Below are 15,504 nucleotides of genomic sequence, written 5' to 3'. Positions count from 1 at the left end.
CGCTGCAGCCCTGTCGCCGGGCTGACCGTTGCACTCAACCGGCGTGCTTCGGCGCCATCCAGCTCGTCGATGCATCCCGGCCCGCGAGGTGCAGGCTGGCCGTGGCAGCAGGCGTTTCGGCTAGCAGACGGCCCTTGCGGAACACCTTGAGCCGCGCGGCGCGCAGCCGGATCGCCTCGACCGCATCGCGCGCCTGCAGAAGCACGAAGCTCGCATCGCAACCCGCCTCGATGCCGTAGCCCTGCAGGTGCATCACGCGCGCCGCATTGGTCGTTACCGCCTCGAAGCACTGGCGGATGCCGGCCTGGCTCGTCATCTGCGCCACGTGCAGGCCCATGTGCGCCACTTCGAGCATGTCGCCCGAGCCCATGCCGTACCACGGGTCCATCACGCAGTCGTGGCCGAAGGCGACGTTGACGCCGGCGGCCATCAGCTCGGGCACGCGCGTCATGCCGCGGCGCTTGGGGTAGGTGTCGTGGCGGCCCTGCAGCGTGATGTTGATGAGCGGATTGGCGACGACGGCCACGCCGCTCTGCGAGATCAGCGGCAGCAGCTTGCTCACGTAGTAGTTGTCCATCGAGTGCATGGAGGTGCAGTGCGAGCCCGTCACGCGGCCCTGCATGCCGAGGCGCTGCGCCTCGAAGGCCAGCGTCTCGATGTGGCGCGAGAGCGGGTCGTCCGACTCGTCGCAGTGCATGTCGACCAGCTTGCCGCGTTGGGCGGCGATCTCGCACAGAAGCTTCACGCTGGCCGTGCCATCGGCCATGGTGCGCTCGAAATGCGGAATGCCGCCGACCACGTCCACGCCCTTGTCGAGCGCGCGCTCCAGGTTCGCGACGCCGCCGCGCGAGCGCAGCACCCCGTCCTGCGGGAAGGCGACCAGCTGCAGGTCGAGGTAGGGCGCGACCTTGCGCTTGACTTCGAGCAGCGCATCGACCGCGAGCAGGCTCGGGTCGCTGGTGTCGACGTGAGAGCGAACGGCCAGCAGCCCCTTGGCCACGGCCCAGTCGCAGTAGGCCAGGGCGCGCTCGATGAGCGCGTCGGCCGTGAGCAGCGGCTTCAGCTCGCCCCACAGTGCGATGCCTTCGAGCAGCGTGCCGCTCTCGTTGACGCGCGGCAGGCCGTAGCTCAGCGTGGCGTCCATGTGGAAATGCGGGTCGACGAAATGGGGCGCGAGCAGCAGGCCCTGCGCATCGAGCTTCTCGTGCGCCGGTGCATCGAGGCCTGCGGTGACTTCGGCGATGCGCCCGCCCTGCACGGCGATCGACATGCCGGTGCGGCCGTCGGGGAGCGTGGCGTTGGTGATGAGGAGGTCGAGCATCGTGGTGGGTCTCTGGCAGCCGGGCGACGAAGGCCCGATGGGTATCGGATTGCCGCTATTTTCCTTCGGCATTGCGCCGCAGTGTCAGCGATGTCAACGCAGCGAGCGCGCCGAGCGCGGCAGTGGCCAGAAATGCCGCCCGGCAACCCTGCAGCTGGAGTGGACCGTAGCCCAGCACCTGCTGGAGCACGATAGAGATGAAGAAGGTCGATGCCGTCATATTGCCGATGCGCTCGGCTATGCCACGCCGAGCAACTTCATCGCGATGTTCGAGCGCAGCTTCGGGGATTCGCCGGCGCGCTATTTCGCGCAGCGCGGCGAATTGCGCTAACTGGCGAGCCGGGATGTCAGCGCATGCGCTGTCCCCGGTAGCGGTACTGTCCCGCCGTCGGCCCGACCTCGATGGTCACGCGGCGCAGCTTGTCGTCATGCCCGGACGTCGCCTTCGCCGTCACCACGATGCCGCGCGGCGTGGCGCGGCAGGTGAGGTCGGTGAGCGCGATCTCGGCATGGTCGTCGAGTTCGGCAATCGCCAACGTGTGTTCGGCATGCAGGCCGCCATTGGCATCGCGCGCCATCCACTGCACATAGAGGAAGGACTGCGCGTACTGGTCGGCATGGATGACGCGGTACGTGCCCTGATGGGTCTTGCCCCAGGTGCCGCACAGCTGCACCCAGCTGACCGAATCGGGCGTCTTGAAGGTGTCGTAGCTGTAGTCGCTGCCCAGTGCATTCGCGCCTGTGCAGGCAAACGTCAACAGCGCGCCAAGCAGCGTTGCAGCGGTTGTTTTCACCATCAGCGTTCCCCCTTGCGATAGGGCTTCATCAGCGCCTGCGGATAGCTGGCCTTGCGCGCCACCAGCACCAGCGCCAGGATCGACAGCAGGTACGGCAGCATCAGGTACAGCTGGTAGGGCAGCATGGCATCGCCCGATTGTTGCAGCCGCAGCTGCAGCGCGTCGAAGAAGGCGAACAGCAGCGCGCCGACCAGCGCCTTGCCCGGACGCCACGAGGCGAACACCACCAGCGCCACGCAGATCCAGCCGCGGCCGTTCACCATGTTGAAGAAGAAGGCATTGAAGGCAGACAGCGTGAGGAACGAGCCGGCCACGCCCATCAGCGCCGAGCCCGCGACGATGGCGCCCGTGCGCGTGGCCGCAACCGACACGCCCTGGCTCTCGGCCGCCTGCGGGTTCTCGCCGACCATGCGCAGCGCGAGGCCGAGCGGCGTGCGGTACAGCACCCAGCCGATGATGGGCACCAGCAGCAGCGCGAACAGCGTGAGCGCGGTCTGGGCATTGAGGATCGGAATGGGCAGCCAGTCCATCGGCGCAAAGGGCGTGATGGTCGGCGGTGTGTTCACCTTTGGAAAACTCACGCGGTAGCCGAAGTAGCTGAGCGCGGTCGCCAGCAGCGTGATGCCCAGCCCCGAGACATGCTGCGAGAGCGCCAGGCCTACGGTAAGAAAGGCGTGCAGCAGCCCGAACACCAGGCCCGTCAGCGCGGCTACGCCCACGCCGACCCACAGCGGCGCGCCTGCATACACCGCGAGCCAGCCGGTGAAGGCGCCCGCGACCATGATTCCTTCGATGCCGAGGTTGAGCACGCCTGCGCGCTCGCACAGCAGCACGCCGAGCGTGCCCAGAATCAGCGGCGTGGCGATGCGCAGCACCGCGACCCAGAAAGCCGGGTTGGCGAGGATGTCGAGCAGGTCGGTCATGCTGTATTCCTCGCTCCCCTTCCGGGGGAGGACTGGGGTGGGTGCAAGATCGGGAAGGGACATGCTGTCATTTGAATCGCACCCGGTATTGCGTCAGCAGCGTTGCCACCAGCACCGCGATCAGCGAGGCTGCGACGATCACGTCCGCAATGTAGGTCGGCACGCCGACCGCGCGGCTCATGGTGTCGGCGCCGACCAGCACGCCCGCTACGAACACGCCGGCCGCGATCACGCCCAGCGGATGCAGCCCCGCCAGCATCGCGATCACGATGCCCGTGTAGCCGTAGCCCGGCGACATGTCGAGCGTGACGTAGCTCGTGCGGCCCGCCACCTCGATCGCGCCCGCCAGCCCGGCCAGCGCGCCCGAGAGCAGCGCCACCATCATCACGGTGCGCGTCACCGGCACGCCGGCGAAGGCCGCGGCGCGCGCATTCGCGCCCACGGCGCGAATGTCGAAACCCAGCACCGTGTACTTGAAGACAGCCCACACCGTCACGGCGAGCGACACGGCCCACAGCAGTCCGGTGTGCACGCGCGTCTGCGCGACGAGCTTGCCCAGTTCGAGGTCGGACTGCAGCGACACGCTCTGCGGCCAGCCCATGGCGCTCGGGTCTTTCATCGGCCCGTCGAGCAGCGCCGAGACGCCGAGCAGAACGATGAAGTTGATCAGCAACGTGGTGACGACCTCGTCCACGCCCAGCCGGTTCTTCATGAGCGCCGGGCCCAGCAGCATCAGTGCGCCCGCGATGGCGGCGGCCAGCATCATCAGCGGAAACAGCAGCCAAGGCGACAGCTCGAAACCGGTGCCGCCATGCATACCGCCCACCGCCACGGCGGCCAGCGCGCCAGCGTAAAGCTGGCCCTCGGCGCCGATGTTGAACAGCCGCGCCTTGAATGCGACTGTGGCCGCCAGCCCGGTGAGGATCAGCGGGATCGCGCGCGTCAGCGTTTCGCTCCACGCGAACACCGAGCCGAAGCCGCCCTGCAGCAGCAGCGCATAGGTGCGACCGACCGGAGCGCCGGCCCACAGCACCAGCAGCGCACTGACCGCCATGGTGAAGACGACCGCGCCGATGGGGGCAAGCACCAATGCGGCGCGCGAGGTCTCGTGGCGTCGTTCGAGCCGCATCATGTTGCGGCTCCTTTGGATCGAGGCGCCGTCGCGCCGGCCATGGCCAGCCCGATGGCTTCACGCGTCCACGCGGTGGCCGGGCGGGCTTCGCCCAGGTGGCCGCCATGCATCACGGCCACGCGGTCGCCGAGCGCGAGCACTTCGTCGAGGTCATCGGAGATCAGCAGCACGGCCGCGCCTGCGTCGCGTGCTGCAATCAGTTGCTGCTGCACATAGGCCACCGCGCCGATGTCGAGGCCCCAGGTCGGCTGGTGCGCGACGATCAGGCGCGGCGCGCGGTTCGGGTGCTTCCTGTTGTCGTCGCCTTTGGCAGCTTCGGGCTGCTCAGGCGCGAGCAGTGCACGCCCCAGGATCAGTTTCTGCATGTTCCCGCCGGAGAGCGAACGGGCCGGGGCCATCAGGCCGGCGCCGCGCACGTCGAATGCCTTCTCGATGCGCCGCGCATGCAGCCGGGTGGCGGTGCGTTTCACGAGCCACGACCAGTGCGAGAACACCGGGCTGCGCAGCCGTTCCGACACCGCGTTCTCCCACACCGGCAGATCACCGACCACGCCGACGGCATGCCGGTCTTCCGGAATGCGCGCGACGCCGCGCTGCACCAGCCGGGCGGGCGAGGGCGGCAATGCGCGGCCCATGAATTGGGCGGTGCCAGAGATGGCGCGGCGCGTGCCGCTCAGCAACTCGGCGAGCGCGACCTGGCCGTTGCCGGAGACGCCCGCAATGGCGGTGATCTCGCCGGCGCGCAGCGTCAGCGATACCTCGCGAAGGCCGGCCGAATGGTCCTGCCCGCCGTCCTTGTCCGATACGGTGCTCACGTGATCGAGCACACAGACCGCATCGCCCACTGATCTGGCCGGCCGCCGCTGCGGCGCCTCGACCGCATGCCCGACCATCCACAGCGCGAGCTGCGCCTGCGTGGTGTCGGCGGTGCGCGCCTCGGCTACCAGCTTGCCGCCGCGCAGCACGGCCACGCGGTGCGACACGCGCAGCACTTCGCCGAGCTTGTGGCTGATGAAGATGACCGACAAGCCCTGCGCCACCATCTGCGCGAGCGTGGCGAACAACGCCTCGCTTTCCTGCGGCGTGAGCACGGCGGTCGGCTCGTCGAGGATCAGGATGCGCGCGCCGCGGTACAGCGCCTTGAGGATTTCCACGCGCTGGCGCTCGCCGACCGAGAGGCTGCCGATCTGCACATCAGGCTGCACCGGCAGGCCGAAGCGCCGGGCCACCTCGAGCAGCCTGGTGCGTGCGGCGGCGCGGCGCGACACCGGGAGCCACAGCGGCTCGGTGCCCATCATCACGTTGTCGAGCACGCTGAGGTTGTCGGCCAGCGTGAAATGCTGGTGCACCATTCCCACGCCGGCGGCGAGCGCGGCCTTCGGGTTGCCCGGCGGCAGCGGTGCACCGAAGACTTCGATGCTGCCTTCGTCGGCGACGTAGTGGCCGAACAGGATGGACATCAGCGTCGATTTGCCGGCGCCGTTCTCCCCAAGCAGCGCGAGCACTTCGCCGGCCTGCAGGTCGAGGGAGATGGCGTCGTTGGCGACGAGGGAGCCGAAGCGCTTGGTGATGCCTTCGAGGCGGAGAACGGTCGTGGTGTTCATGAAGGCCTTGCTCCTTCCCCCTGGAAGGGAGGGAGAGGACGCGGGATCACTTCCACGCAGCGAGGAACGCGAGCATGACCTTTGCGGAGTTGTCCGCCGCAATGCCCATGAAGGTGCCCATCTCGTTCTCGCCGTCGCCGCCGCCCGCGAGGTCGCTGAGCGAGCGGAAGGCGATGTAGGGCACGCCATTGGCATAGGCGACCATGCCCACGGCCGCGGTTTCCATGTCGAGCACGTTGGCCTGGAAGGTCTTGTAGGTGTATTCGCGGTAGGCCTTGTTGTCCATGAAGGCCTGGCCCGAGACGCCGTTGCCGCCGACCACCAGCTGCGGCTTGCGCGGCAGGCACTTGCCGGCGCTGCAGTTGGCAAGGTCTACGCTGCGGATGCCGCGCGCCACGTCGAGCATCTTCGGGTCGGCCTCGAACCAGAACTTGCGCTGGATCTCGGGGCGCGCCGCCGATCGCACCTCGACCGGGCGCGGGAACATCATGCCGAAGTTCGGCCGCGTGGCGTCGGTGATGAAGGGCGGCGCCGTGTACTTGCCGGGTGCGGTTTCGCGCGCCATCAGCACCTCGAGGTACTGGCCCCACTGGGCCGGCACCGTGACGTCGCCGACGTGCAACGACGGATTCACGCCGCCCGCGATGCCGCTGAACACGATGTTCGTGACACGGAATCGGTCGAGCACGAGCTGCGTGTTCATCGTCGCGTTCGTCATGCTGATGCCCGACAGGAACAGCACCACGGGCTTGCCTTCGAGCGTGCCGGTGGTGAATTCCACGCCGTTCACGCTGTACTTCACCGGGCCTTGCAGGCGCGTCAGCAGCAGCTTGAGCTCGGGTTCGAAGGCTGAGAGCACTGCGATGCGCGGCGTGCTGTCCAGGCGCGTGCTGCTGTCGGTGCTGACGACATCGGGCGACCTGTAGACGCCGACGCAACCCGAGAGCACGAGGCCGAGCGTGGCGGCAAGCACCGGACCCCGCAGGCGTTGCAGCAATGAAGTGTGGTGGGGCGTCATGAGTTGGTGGGTGGTAGTGCAGGGCGATGCGCGGCATCGGGCGTGGCGATCCAGGCCTGCAGCGCGGGAGCGCGCGGGTGCTTCGGCGCCAGGCCGACGAAGGTGGTGTAGGCGGCGAGCGCCTTGGCGTCGTTGCCGGCCTGCAGCTGCGCATCGCCGAGGTTCAGGTAGGCGAGGGCGCGGCTGCCGTCCATGTCGATGGCCTGCTCGAACCAGCGCGCAGCCTCGACCGGCTTGCCGCGCTTGAAGTACAGGAAGCCGAGGTTGTTGGCCGCCAGCGCGAAGCGCGGCTGCTGCTTGAGCGCTTCGGTGAAGGCGGCTTCGGCCTCGTCGTAGCGGCGCTCGCGGTACAGCTGCAGCCCGCGGTCGTTGGCGCGCTGGGCCGCCACACGCGGCGGCAGCGGCGCGGCGGCCGGCATCGTCAGCCTGGCCTCGGCGCCGTCCAGGTTCTTCACCACCACCTCGATGGCGGCGGCGGCCTTGGGCGTCGCCGCGGCGGCGTGCACGGCCTGCTCGTTGGCCTCGTCGATGCGCTTGTTGACCTGGCTGGCCGCGGCATCGAGCTGCACGACGTCGCCGCTGAGGCCTTCGCGCTCGGTCGGCAGTGCGAACACGAACTCGCCGCCCTCCGAGCCCGGCAGGCTGCCGAAGGCAGGCGTCTGCCGCGCGATGGCCGAGACGGCAGGCGCCACGTAGGCCGCGAGCTCGGTGCTGGTGATGACGCCGTCGCCATTGAGGTCGGCCTTGCCCGACAGCGCCTGCAGCACCGTCCAGGTGAAGACCGAATGGCCGCCGGGGCCGTCGTCTGCCACCTGCTGGTCGGCGCCGCCGGCGGTGATCATCTGGCGGCCGATGCGGCGCGCGTTGTCGCTCAGGAAGTTCTTGCTGCCGCGCGGCCCGCCGCCCCGCGTGAGGCCCAGGCCCGAGTAGCAGGCGTCCACCATGAACAACACGTGCTTGGCCGACAGCGCCTCGGCCACTTCCTGCAGCTGCGGCATGGAGATGGCGTCGGCCGCCAGGTCGTCGAGCGACGCATCGACCGGGATGATGTAGCCGACGTCGCGCCCGCTCGCGAGCTTGCGGGTGCTGCCATGGCCGGCGAAGAACACCAGCACGCGGTCGTCGCGTTTCACGCGCTTGCTGTCGGTCAGCTTGTCGTTGAGCGTGCGCAGGATGTTGGTGCGCGTGGCGTCGCCGTCGTACAGCGCCGTGACGTTCTCGGGCTTGAAGCCGAAGCGCGTGACCAGCGCCTGTTCCATGGCCTTGCCGTCGAGCACCGCGTGATGCAGACCGGGCCACCTGGCGTACTTGTCGATGCCGATCACCAGCGCGTAGCTTTCGCGGTAGAGCGTGTCGCCGGCAGCGGCGGCGGCAATGCCGTCGTCCGGTGCCGCGCGCTTGGGCGCATTGACGACGAACTTGCCGTCGCGCCAGGTGGCGAAGCGGTAGCCGTCGGCCACCAGCTGGTCGAGCACCGTCGGCAGCGCCTGCACGGTGCGGCCCTGGATGTCGTGGAACAGGATCACGCCGTGCTTGGCCTTGTCGACCTCGGCCAGCACGCGGTCGGCGATCGACTTGGGCACCGGGTCGGCCCAGTCCATGGAGTCGACGGTCCACAGCATCGAGCGCAGCTTGAGCGCCTCGACCGTGCTGAGCTTGTCTTCGTTGCGCGCGCCGTAGGGAAAGCGGAACAGCGTGGATTGCGGGCGGCCGGTGACGTCGAGCAAGGCCTCGGTTTCGGTGGCCTCGGTGCGCACCGCGTCGTCGCTCATCTTCGCCATCATGCCGTGGCTGAAGCTGTGGTTCGCCAGCACATGCCCCGCGGCCAGCACGCGCTTGGCCACAGCGCCGTTGGCGCCGAGCTGGGCCTTGCCCTGGGCATCGAGCTTGCCGAGGTTCTGGCCGAGCTCGAAGAAGATGGCCGGCGCGTCGTAGCGCTTGAGGATCTCGAGGATCTCGTCCGTGTGCTTGGCGTGCGGGCCGTCGTCGAAGGTCAGCACCACGGTCTTGGGGGGCAGCGAGGTGCCGAAGATCTCGCGCGAATCAGCGGCGCTTTCCTTGGCACCACCCGCGGGCTGGGTGTAGGGGACGATGGCGCCGAAGTCCTTGAGGATCTTCTCGCGCGAATAGATGCCCTGGAGCTTGGCCACGTAGTCGGCCCATTTTTCCCGCTTGGGCTCGATGCCGCGCTGCGCGAAACGGCCGAACACGTCCTTCAGTTCACGGTCGTAGGCCTGCTCGATCTCGGCGAGCACGACCAGGTCTTCGCTCGCGCGGCGGCCGAGCTTGAGGCCGGACAGCGACTGCGCCTGGCCGTAGCGCGTGCTCAGCTCACCGAGGAATTCCTTGAACGCGAGGCGGTCGGCATCGAACCAGCTCGGCTCGCTTTCGATGCGGTCCAGCAGCGCGTTCAATGCGGGCACCGTGGCCGGGTCGGATTCCTCGCCGGCCTGGGCGACCAGTGCGCGCTGGCGCTCCTGCATGTCATGGAACAGCAGTTGCCCAACCGCGCCGACCGCGCGCTTCTCGGCCGCGTCGAGCGTGCGCTCGCCGGTCATCAGCACGATCATCTGCCGGTGGGCGGCGAGCAGGGCATCGGCACGCTCCTGCAGTTGGGGCGGGATGCCGACCGGCGCCGCGGCCACTGGGAGCGCTGCCGCCGATGCGGCCATCGCAGGAGGCGTGGCCGCCGCGGCGGGCGCCGCCGCAGCCACGGGTTGCTCACGCTGGCACGCGGCGAGGCCGAGCGCCAAGGCCACGACAGCCACGGCCTGGCTTGCGGTCTGCCACCGCACACGATTCATTTGCATTCGACGATGCCTACTTTGCGGTGGACTTGGGCTGGCTGTCGTCCACCTTCACCGTGAACTTGCCCGACAGGATGTCGGCTTGCCTGGCCTTCACCTTGGCGACGATGTCTGCCGGCACCTTCTTCTCGAAGGTGCCCAGCGGCGCGAGCTCGGAGCCCTTGTGCTTCATCTGTGCGTACACGCCGTAGTCCTCGGCCACGAACTTGCCTTCCTTCACGAGCTTGATCGCGCGGTCGGCAGCGGGCTCGAAGTTCCACAGGGCGGAGGCCACCACCGTGTCGGGGTACTGGCCCTGCGTGTCGATCACGTTGCCGATGGCGAGCTTGCCCTTTTCCTTGGCCGCGTCCGAAACGCCGAAGCGCTCGGCGTACATCACGTCCGCGCCCTTGTCGATCATGGCGAAGGCTGCTTCCTTGGCCTTCGGCGGGTCGAACCAGCTGTTGATGAAGCTCACGCTGAACTCCACCTTCGGGTTCGTTTCCCTGGCGCCTGCCATGAAGGCGTTCATCAGGCGGTTGACCTCGGGAATCGGAAAGCCGCCGACCATGCCGATGCGGTTGCTCTTCGTCATGCCGCCCGCCACCATGCCGCTCAGGTAGGCCGGCTCCTGGATGTAGTTGTCGAACACGCTGAAGTTGGGTGCCTGCGGCTTGAGCGACGAGCCCATCAGGAAGGCCACCTTGGGAAAGTCCTTGGCCACCTTGCGCGCAGCCGCCTCCACGCCGAACACCTCGCCGAGGATCAGCTGGTTGCCGCCGGTGGCGTACTCGCGCATCACGCGTTCGTAGTCGGCGTTGCTGACGTTCTCGGTGGCCTTGTATTCGATCTCGCCGCGCGCCTCGGCCGCCTTCAGCGCCTTGTGGATGCGGCCCACCCATTGCTGCTCGAACGGCACGGTGTACACCGCCGCCACCTTGAGCTTGGCCTGTGCGAGCGCCAGGCCGGGCGCGCCCGCCGCAAGCGCTGCGGCGATGGCGACGGAACGAATGATCAACTGACGGCGTGCTGTCACGGTGCTTCTCCTCGGTCTATGAAAAAAACGTGGCCTCGATGGCGCATCTGTTCGGGGCACACCGCGGAACCGGCTTTGCCGGGCCGCTGGTGTTGCCCCCGGTAGGGGGAAGGCGAAGCGACACGAAGTGCGCGCAGCCTGGGGGCGAGCCTTACTTCGTGCCGAAGATCCGGTCGCCCGCGTCGCCGAGGCCGGGCAGGATGTAGCCGTGGCTGTTCAGCTCGCGGTCGATCGCGGCCGTGTAGATCGGCACGTCCGGATGGGCCTTCTGCATGGTTGCGACACCTTCGGGGCAGGTCAGCAGGCAGACGAACTTGATCGACTTGGGGTTCAGCTCTTTCAGGCGCTCGACTGCGGCCACGGCCGAGTTGCCGGTGGCCAGCATCGGGTCGACCACGATCACGTCGCGGTTCTCCATCTCGCCCGGCATCTTGAAGTAGTACTCCACGGCCGTCAGTGTCTTGGGGTCGCGGTACAGGCCGATGTGGCCGACGCGCGCGCCCGGCACCACGGTCAGCATGCCGTCCAGGATGCCGGTGCCGGCACGCAGGATCGACACCAGCACCAGCTTCTTGCCGTCGATGACCTTGGCCTGCATGGTCTCGAGCGGGGTCTCGACCTCGATGTCCTGCATCGGCATGTCGCGCGTGACCTCGTAGGCCATGAGCATGCTGATTTCATTGAGGAGCCGGCGGAAGCTGTTGGTGGACGCGTCCTTGCGGCGCATCAGGGTGAGCTTGTGCTGGACGAGGGGGTGGTTGACGAGGTGGACGTTGCTCATTGGAATTTTTTCTATCGTTGCTGAAAACCGGGAGTCTAGAAGACAGTGCCGTCGCTCTCGATCAGCAGAGGCGGAGCACCGCCACGCAAGCGCTGTGCCAGAGCCCGGCCCGCCGCCCAGGTGCCGCCTTCCAGAACGCAGGCCAGCGGCAATTCTTCCTCGGTGCGGTCGAGCACCTTGCGCACGCGCGGTGCCACCTCGTCGAGCAGCGCCACCGTGAGAGCGCGCCATTCGACGATGAACTCGTCGCCCACCTTCCAGCGGCGCTCGAGGAAGGCGGGGTCCTTCGGCACGATCACGCCGCTGTCGATCAGCAGGCCGCCGTTGCGGTACTCGGGCAGGGCCGTGAGCGCGTCGAGGTGCCGCACCTTCACTCCGGCCCACTCGAAGGGCTCGAGCAGCGAGTACGTGAGCCACTGCGAAAGCTTGTGGAAGGGCATCCAGCCATTGGTGAGGCCGGGTCCGCGCACCGCGCTGTGCCGCCAGCAGTCGCCCAGCGCCAGCGCCGGGTCGCCCGAGCCGATGCCGCCTGCACTGTCGCTGCCGTCGGCGGCAATGCTGTCGACTGCGTTGGCCGCCGGCCAGATGCGCGAGAGCGTCTCCAGCAGCAGCGAAAGAATCTGGTGCGCGGTGATCTCTGCGGTGGGCGGCGTGGCGGCGCCGAAGGGCGCCACGAGGGCGTCGAACATGCCGGCGGGGCGGCCGTCCTCGCCGAAGGTCTCGGGCTGCTCGCTCATCGCTTCGCCAAGCCGGCGCAGCAGCACCGCGCGGCCCGCGAGGCCCACCAGCGGATTGACTTCGCTGACCTGGAACGCGTCGCCGAGCCGGTCGGTGACGAGGCCGCGCAGGCCGGCCGCATCGGCCTGGCAGGGATGGTCGGGGTTCGACGAGAAAAGTCCGCTGGTGAAGGCGTGGAAGCTCGCCACGCCCAGCCCTTCGGAACGCGTGAAGCGCGCGCCCGTGGCCGGCTCGGTGTAGCCCCAGTCGGGGCCTGCGCCGGCGTCGAGCAGCACGCTCACCAGCACGAGGTCGATGTGCGCGCGGGCGCGCTGCCGTGCATCGATGCGCGGACCGAGCAACTCGTCCAGCTGCTTCAGCCGGTCGGCGCCCCCCGCCTCGAAATGGCGCCAGCGGCTGTGGTACGGGATGGTGTCCCACGGATAACGCTCGCGCGTGACCTCCGCGACGGTGCGTGCGGCGTCTTCGAGCGTGTCGTCGCCGCCGATGCGGAACCACTGCGATTCGCCCCGGCGCGCGCGCGCCAGCAGGGCGCCCGCGCGCTGCCGGATGGCGGCTGTGGTGCGCAGCAGGCTGGCAGCGCCGGCAGGGTGCGCGGTGTCGGCCGTGAATTCGATGGACGGGTCGATCTCGCCCGCGCCGCCCGGCGGCAAGCTGCCCGATCCGTCGACCGGCATGTTGTCGAATTGGTCGTGACTGTTGCTCATTCGGCGAGTCCCCGGCCTTTGGCCTTCTTGAGTTCGTCGGCGTCCGGCACCGGGCCGGGCGTGAAATAGCCGGCGGCCATCTTCGCGTCCATCTCGACGCGGGCGTCCGCTGGAATCAGCTCGTCGGGAATGTTCACCCGCTCGCCGATCTCGATGCCCGAGCCGGTGATCGCGTCGAACTTCATGTTGCTCATCGACACGAGCCGATGGATCTTCTTGATGCCGAGCCAGTGGAAGACGTCGGGCATCAGCTCCTGGAAGCGCATGTCCTGCACCCCGGCCACGCACTCGGTGCGCGCGAAATACTGGTCGGCCGTGTCGCCGCCGACCTGGCGCTTGCGCGCGTTGTAGACCAGGAACTTGGTCACTTCGCCGAGCGCACGGCCTTCCTTGCGCGAGTAGGCGATCAGGCCGACACCGCCGCGCTGCGCACCCTGGATGCACTCCTCGATGGCGTGCGTGAGGTAGGGCCGGCAGGTGCAGATGTCGGAGCCGAACACGTCGGAGCCGTTGCACTCGTCATGGATGCGCGCGGTGAGCTCAACGTCGGGATTGGCCAGGTCGCGCGGGTTGCCGAAGATGTAGAGCGTCTGCCCACCGATGGGCGGCAGGAACACTTCGAGGTCGGAGCGCGTGACCAGCTCGGGGTACATGCCGCCAGTCTCTTCGAACAGCGTACGGCGCAGGTCGGTCTCGGAGCAGCCGAAGCGCCGCGCCACCTCGGGCAGGTACCACACGGGTTCGATGGCGGCCTTGGTCACCATCGCGGCGCCACCGGCGGTGAGGAACTTGCCATCGGCCTTGAGGCGGCCGCTCTGCAGCGCCTCGATCACCTCGGGCAGGATCACGTGGGCCTTCGTGATCGCGATGGTCGGGCGGATGTCGTAGCCCGCCGCGAGTTCTGCAGAAAACACATCGGCCACCAGTGCGCCCCACGGGTCGAGTGACACGATGCGGCCCGGATCGCTCCACTGCGGATACGGGCCGATCACGTCGGTCGGCGCGGTGTTGGTCAGGTCGGCTTTGTGCTCGCGCTTGAGCGCCCCTGCCGCCACCGCCAACGCGCGGTACACGCTGTATGAACCGCTGTGCGTGCCGATGACGTTGCGGTGCGCGCGCTTGGTGGTGGTGCCGACGACCGGCCCTCGTTCGGTGGCGGTGGCCGCGCCCCACTGGATGGGCAGGGCACCGAAGCCGCCCGCGTGCGAGGTAAGCCGGATGTGGCCGGTCGACGTCGAGGGATGGAGCGGGGGGAGGGGCGTGACGCCGCCGGGGACGGAAGGGATCGTTGTACTGTCTGCAGACATTGGAGGCCCTCAAAAAACACAATGTACCGATGGCGTGTGGCGCTTGCAAGCGGATGGCTTGGGCACAATCAGCCGGAATCTTTTTTTCGACACGGCTGTAACCGGCCGGCCCGATGGCACGAAACACAATAAGCAGCAGGGTGAACCCGAGCGACGCGGAAGCGGCGCTGCGCAGCCTGTTCCTTCGCGGCCTCGACGGCGACGCGAAGGCCTACCGCGACTTCCTGCAGCGACTCAGCGCGCACCTGCGCGCCTTTCTGGGCAAGCGCCTCTTTGGCTGGCCCGATGAAGTGGAAGACCTCGTCCAGGAATGCCTGCTCGCCATGCACAACCAGCGCCACACCTACCAGAGCGACCAGCCGCTGACGGCCTGGGTGCATGCGATTGCGCGCTACAAGATGATCGACCTGCTGCGCGCCAAGTCGGTCCGCGAAGACCTGCATGACCCGCTGGACGACGACCTGGCTGTGTTCACCGAATCGGCCGAGGAGGCCAGCGATGCGAAGCGCGACCTCGGCGGCCTGCTCGAAACCCTGCCCGAGCGCCAGCGCCTGCCGATCGTGCACGTGAAGATCGAAGGCCTGTCGGTGGCGGAAACCGCGAGCCTGACCGGCATGTCGGAGTCGGCCGTGAAGGTCGGTATCCACCGCGGGCTCAAGGCGCTGGCGGCGCGGTGCGGCAGCAATTGGGGAAGTGCGGCATGAAGACCGACGATCTCGTCGCGATGCTGGCGAATGGCGAGGTGGCCGCGCCGCGCCGCCGCGCCGGCCGGCGCATCGGGCTGGCGGTGCTGCTGGGCCTGCCGCTCTCGTTCGCGATCCTGTTCGCCGGGTACGGCGTGCGGTACGACATCGTGCAGGCCATGTTCTGGCCGATGTTCTGGGTCAAGGTGCTGTTCCCGCTGTGCATCGCAGCGGCCGGCTTCGTGGCCGTGGAGCGGCTTGCGCGGCCGGGTGTGGCGCCGCGGCGCGCCTGGGTCGGCGCGGCGCTGCCGGTGCTCGGGGTGTGGGTGCTGGCGGTGGCCGCCTGGTTCACCCTGCCGATGGAAGCGCGCATGCCCTCGCTGATGGGGCAGTCATGGCGCATCTGCGCGCTGAGCATCGGGCTGATGGCGCTGCCGGTGCTCGCGGCCACGCTGGTGGCGCTCAAGGGGATGGCGCCCACGCGGCCGGCGCTGGCGGGGGCCGCGGCCGGGGCGCTGGCCGGAGGCGTTGGTGCCGCGATCTATGCGCTGCACTGCATGGAACTCACCGCGCCGTTTCTCGCAGTCTGGTACGTGAGCGGGATCGCGGTGCCGGTGCTGGCTGGCGCCGCGCTGGGGCCGCGCCTGCTGCGCTGGTAAGCGGCCCCGAGG

At 68.6% G+C, this 15,504-nt stretch carries 13 protein-coding genes and 1 pseudogene; 3 read left to right on the top strand and 11 right to left on the bottom strand.

Going from position 1 to position 15,504, the window contains the following annotated elements:
- Positions 1-34: 34 nt before the first annotated feature.
- Positions 35-1,321: an amidohydrolase family protein gene (locus ACCC97_RS02465; RefSeq protein ID WP_413331500.1), complete on the bottom strand. Its 1,287-nt coding sequence runs from the start codon at positions 1,319-1,321 to the stop codon at positions 35-37.
- Between the two features lie 220 nt (positions 1,322-1,541).
- Here ACCC97_RS02465 and ACCC97_RS02460 point away from each other — a divergent pair.
- A pseudogene (locus tag ACCC97_RS02460) lies at positions 1,542-1,652 on the top strand (AraC family transcriptional regulator); the annotation flags it as partial.
- Positions 1,653-1,668: 16 nt separating this feature from the next.
- On the opposite strand, the gene ACCC97_RS02455 reads toward ACCC97_RS02460, so the two are convergent.
- The 10 genes from ACCC97_RS02455 to ACCC97_RS02410 form a co-directional block, all read right to left on the bottom strand.
- Positions 1,669-2,118: a hypothetical protein gene (locus ACCC97_RS02455; RefSeq protein ID WP_413331499.1), complete on the bottom strand. Its 450-nt coding sequence runs from the start codon at positions 2,116-2,118 to the stop codon at positions 1,669-1,671.
- Entirely contained in the window at positions 2,118-3,041 is a 924-nt protein-coding gene (locus ACCC97_RS02450) for an ABC transporter permease (protein ID WP_007838850.1), read from the bottom strand. Before ACCC97_RS02450 ends, ACCC97_RS02455 begins: the two co-directional genes overlap by 1 nt.
- Before the next feature lie 67 nt (positions 3,042-3,108).
- A complete protein-coding gene (locus ACCC97_RS02445; RefSeq protein ID WP_413331530.1) occupies positions 3,109-4,170 on the bottom strand; it encodes an ABC transporter permease in 1,062 nt (353 codons plus the stop codon).
- The gene (locus ACCC97_RS02440; RefSeq protein ID WP_413331498.1) at positions 4,170-5,777 is read right to left on the bottom strand and encodes an ABC transporter ATP-binding protein; all 1,608 of its coding nucleotides are present in this window, start codon (positions 5,775-5,777) and stop codon (positions 4,170-4,172) included. Before ACCC97_RS02440 ends, ACCC97_RS02445 begins: the two co-directional genes overlap by 1 nt.
- Before the next feature lie 46 nt (positions 5,778-5,823).
- Positions 5,824-6,795 carry a 5'-methylthioadenosine/S-adenosylhomocysteine nucleosidase gene (locus ACCC97_RS02435; RefSeq protein WP_007838860.1) on the bottom strand — a complete coding sequence of 324 codons (972 nt, stop codon included), beginning with the start codon at positions 6,793-6,795 and terminating at the stop codon, positions 5,824-5,826.
- On the bottom strand, positions 6,792-9,605 hold the full coding sequence (locus ACCC97_RS02430; protein WP_413331497.1) for a polysaccharide deacetylase family protein: 2,814 nt from the start codon (positions 9,603-9,605) through the stop codon (positions 6,792-6,794). Before ACCC97_RS02430 ends, ACCC97_RS02435 begins: the two co-directional genes overlap by 4 nt.
- 10 nt (positions 9,606-9,615) lie before the next feature.
- Positions 9,616-10,617: a BMP family protein gene (locus ACCC97_RS02425; protein ID WP_413331496.1), complete on the bottom strand. Its 1,002-nt coding sequence runs from the start codon at positions 10,615-10,617 to the stop codon at positions 9,616-9,618.
- Between the two features lie 151 nt (positions 10,618-10,768).
- Entirely contained in the window at positions 10,769-11,398 is a 630-nt protein-coding gene (upp, locus tag ACCC97_RS02420) for a uracil phosphoribosyltransferase (protein ID WP_007837874.1), read from the bottom strand.
- A gap of 35 nt (positions 11,399-11,433) precedes the next feature.
- Positions 11,434-12,843 carry a URC4/urg3 family protein gene (locus ACCC97_RS02415; RefSeq protein WP_413331495.1) on the bottom strand — a complete coding sequence of 470 codons (1,410 nt, stop codon included), beginning with the start codon at positions 12,841-12,843 and terminating at the stop codon, positions 11,434-11,436.
- Complete coding sequence (locus tag ACCC97_RS02410; RefSeq protein WP_007837869.1) at positions 12,840-14,150, bottom strand: GTP cyclohydrolase II; 1,311 nt, start codon at positions 14,148-14,150, stop codon at positions 12,840-12,842. Before ACCC97_RS02410 ends, ACCC97_RS02415 begins: the two co-directional genes overlap by 4 nt.
- A 113-nt stretch (positions 14,151-14,263) precedes the next feature.
- On the opposite strand from ACCC97_RS02410, the gene ACCC97_RS02405 reads away from it, so the two are divergent.
- Positions 14,264-14,854 (top strand): sigma-70 family RNA polymerase sigma factor, encoded by a 591-nt coding sequence (locus tag ACCC97_RS02405; protein WP_007837861.1) that lies wholly within the window; start codon positions 14,264-14,266, stop codon positions 14,852-14,854.
- Entirely contained in the window at positions 14,851-15,492 is a 642-nt protein-coding gene (locus tag ACCC97_RS02400; RefSeq protein WP_007837859.1) for an NrsF family protein, read from the top strand. Before ACCC97_RS02405 ends, ACCC97_RS02400 begins: the two co-directional genes overlap by 4 nt.
- Positions 15,493-15,504: the final 12 nt, after the last annotated feature.

The organism is Variovorax sp. Varisp85 (assembly GCF_047304045.1).
In the GTDB taxonomy this organism is placed as follows: domain Bacteria; phylum Pseudomonadota; class Gammaproteobacteria; order Burkholderiales; family Burkholderiaceae_C; genus Variovorax.
Note: the sequence above shows the minus strand (reverse complement) of the source record. Positions and strands in the feature narration are given on the sequence as shown.

Coding starts and splice junctions, on each gene's coding strand:
- ACCC97_RS02455 (WP_413331499.1), bottom strand. CDS start 2,118: ATGGTGAAAACAACCGCTGCAACGCTGCTTGGCGCGCTGTTGACGTTT.
- ACCC97_RS02450 (WP_007838850.1), bottom strand. CDS start 3,041: ATGACCGACCTGCTCGACATCCTCGCCAACCCGGCTTTCTGGGTCGCG.
- ACCC97_RS02430 (WP_413331497.1), bottom strand. CDS start 9,605: ATGCAAATGAATCGTGTGCGGTGGCAGACCGCAAGCCAGGCCGTGGCT.
- upp (WP_007837874.1), bottom strand. CDS start 11,398: ATGAGCAACGTCCACCTCGTCAACCACCCCCTCGTCCAGCACAAGCTC.
- ACCC97_RS02445 (WP_413331530.1), bottom strand. CDS start 4,170: ATGCGGCTCGAACGACGCCACGAGACCTCGCGCGCCGCATTGGTGCTT.
- ACCC97_RS02400 (WP_007837859.1), top strand. CDS start 14,851: ATGAAGACCGACGATCTCGTCGCGATGCTGGCGAATGGCGAGGTGGCC.
- ACCC97_RS02465 (WP_413331500.1), bottom strand. CDS start 1,321: ATGCTCGACCTCCTCATCACCAACGCCACGCTCCCCGACGGCCGCACC.
- ACCC97_RS02410 (WP_007837869.1), bottom strand. CDS start 14,150: ATGTCTGCAGACAGTACAACGATCCCTTCCGTCCCCGGCGGCGTCACG.
- ACCC97_RS02415 (WP_413331495.1), bottom strand. CDS start 12,843: ATGAGCAACAGTCACGACCAATTCGACAACATGCCGGTCGACGGATCG.
- ACCC97_RS02405 (WP_007837861.1), top strand. CDS start 14,264: ATGGCACGAAACACAATAAGCAGCAGGGTGAACCCGAGCGACGCGGAA.
- ACCC97_RS02435 (WP_007838860.1), bottom strand. CDS start 6,795: ATGACGCCCCACCACACTTCATTGCTGCAACGCCTGCGGGGTCCGGTG.
- ACCC97_RS02440 (WP_413331498.1), bottom strand. CDS start 5,777: ATGAACACCACGACCGTTCTCCGCCTCGAAGGCATCACCAAGCGCTTC.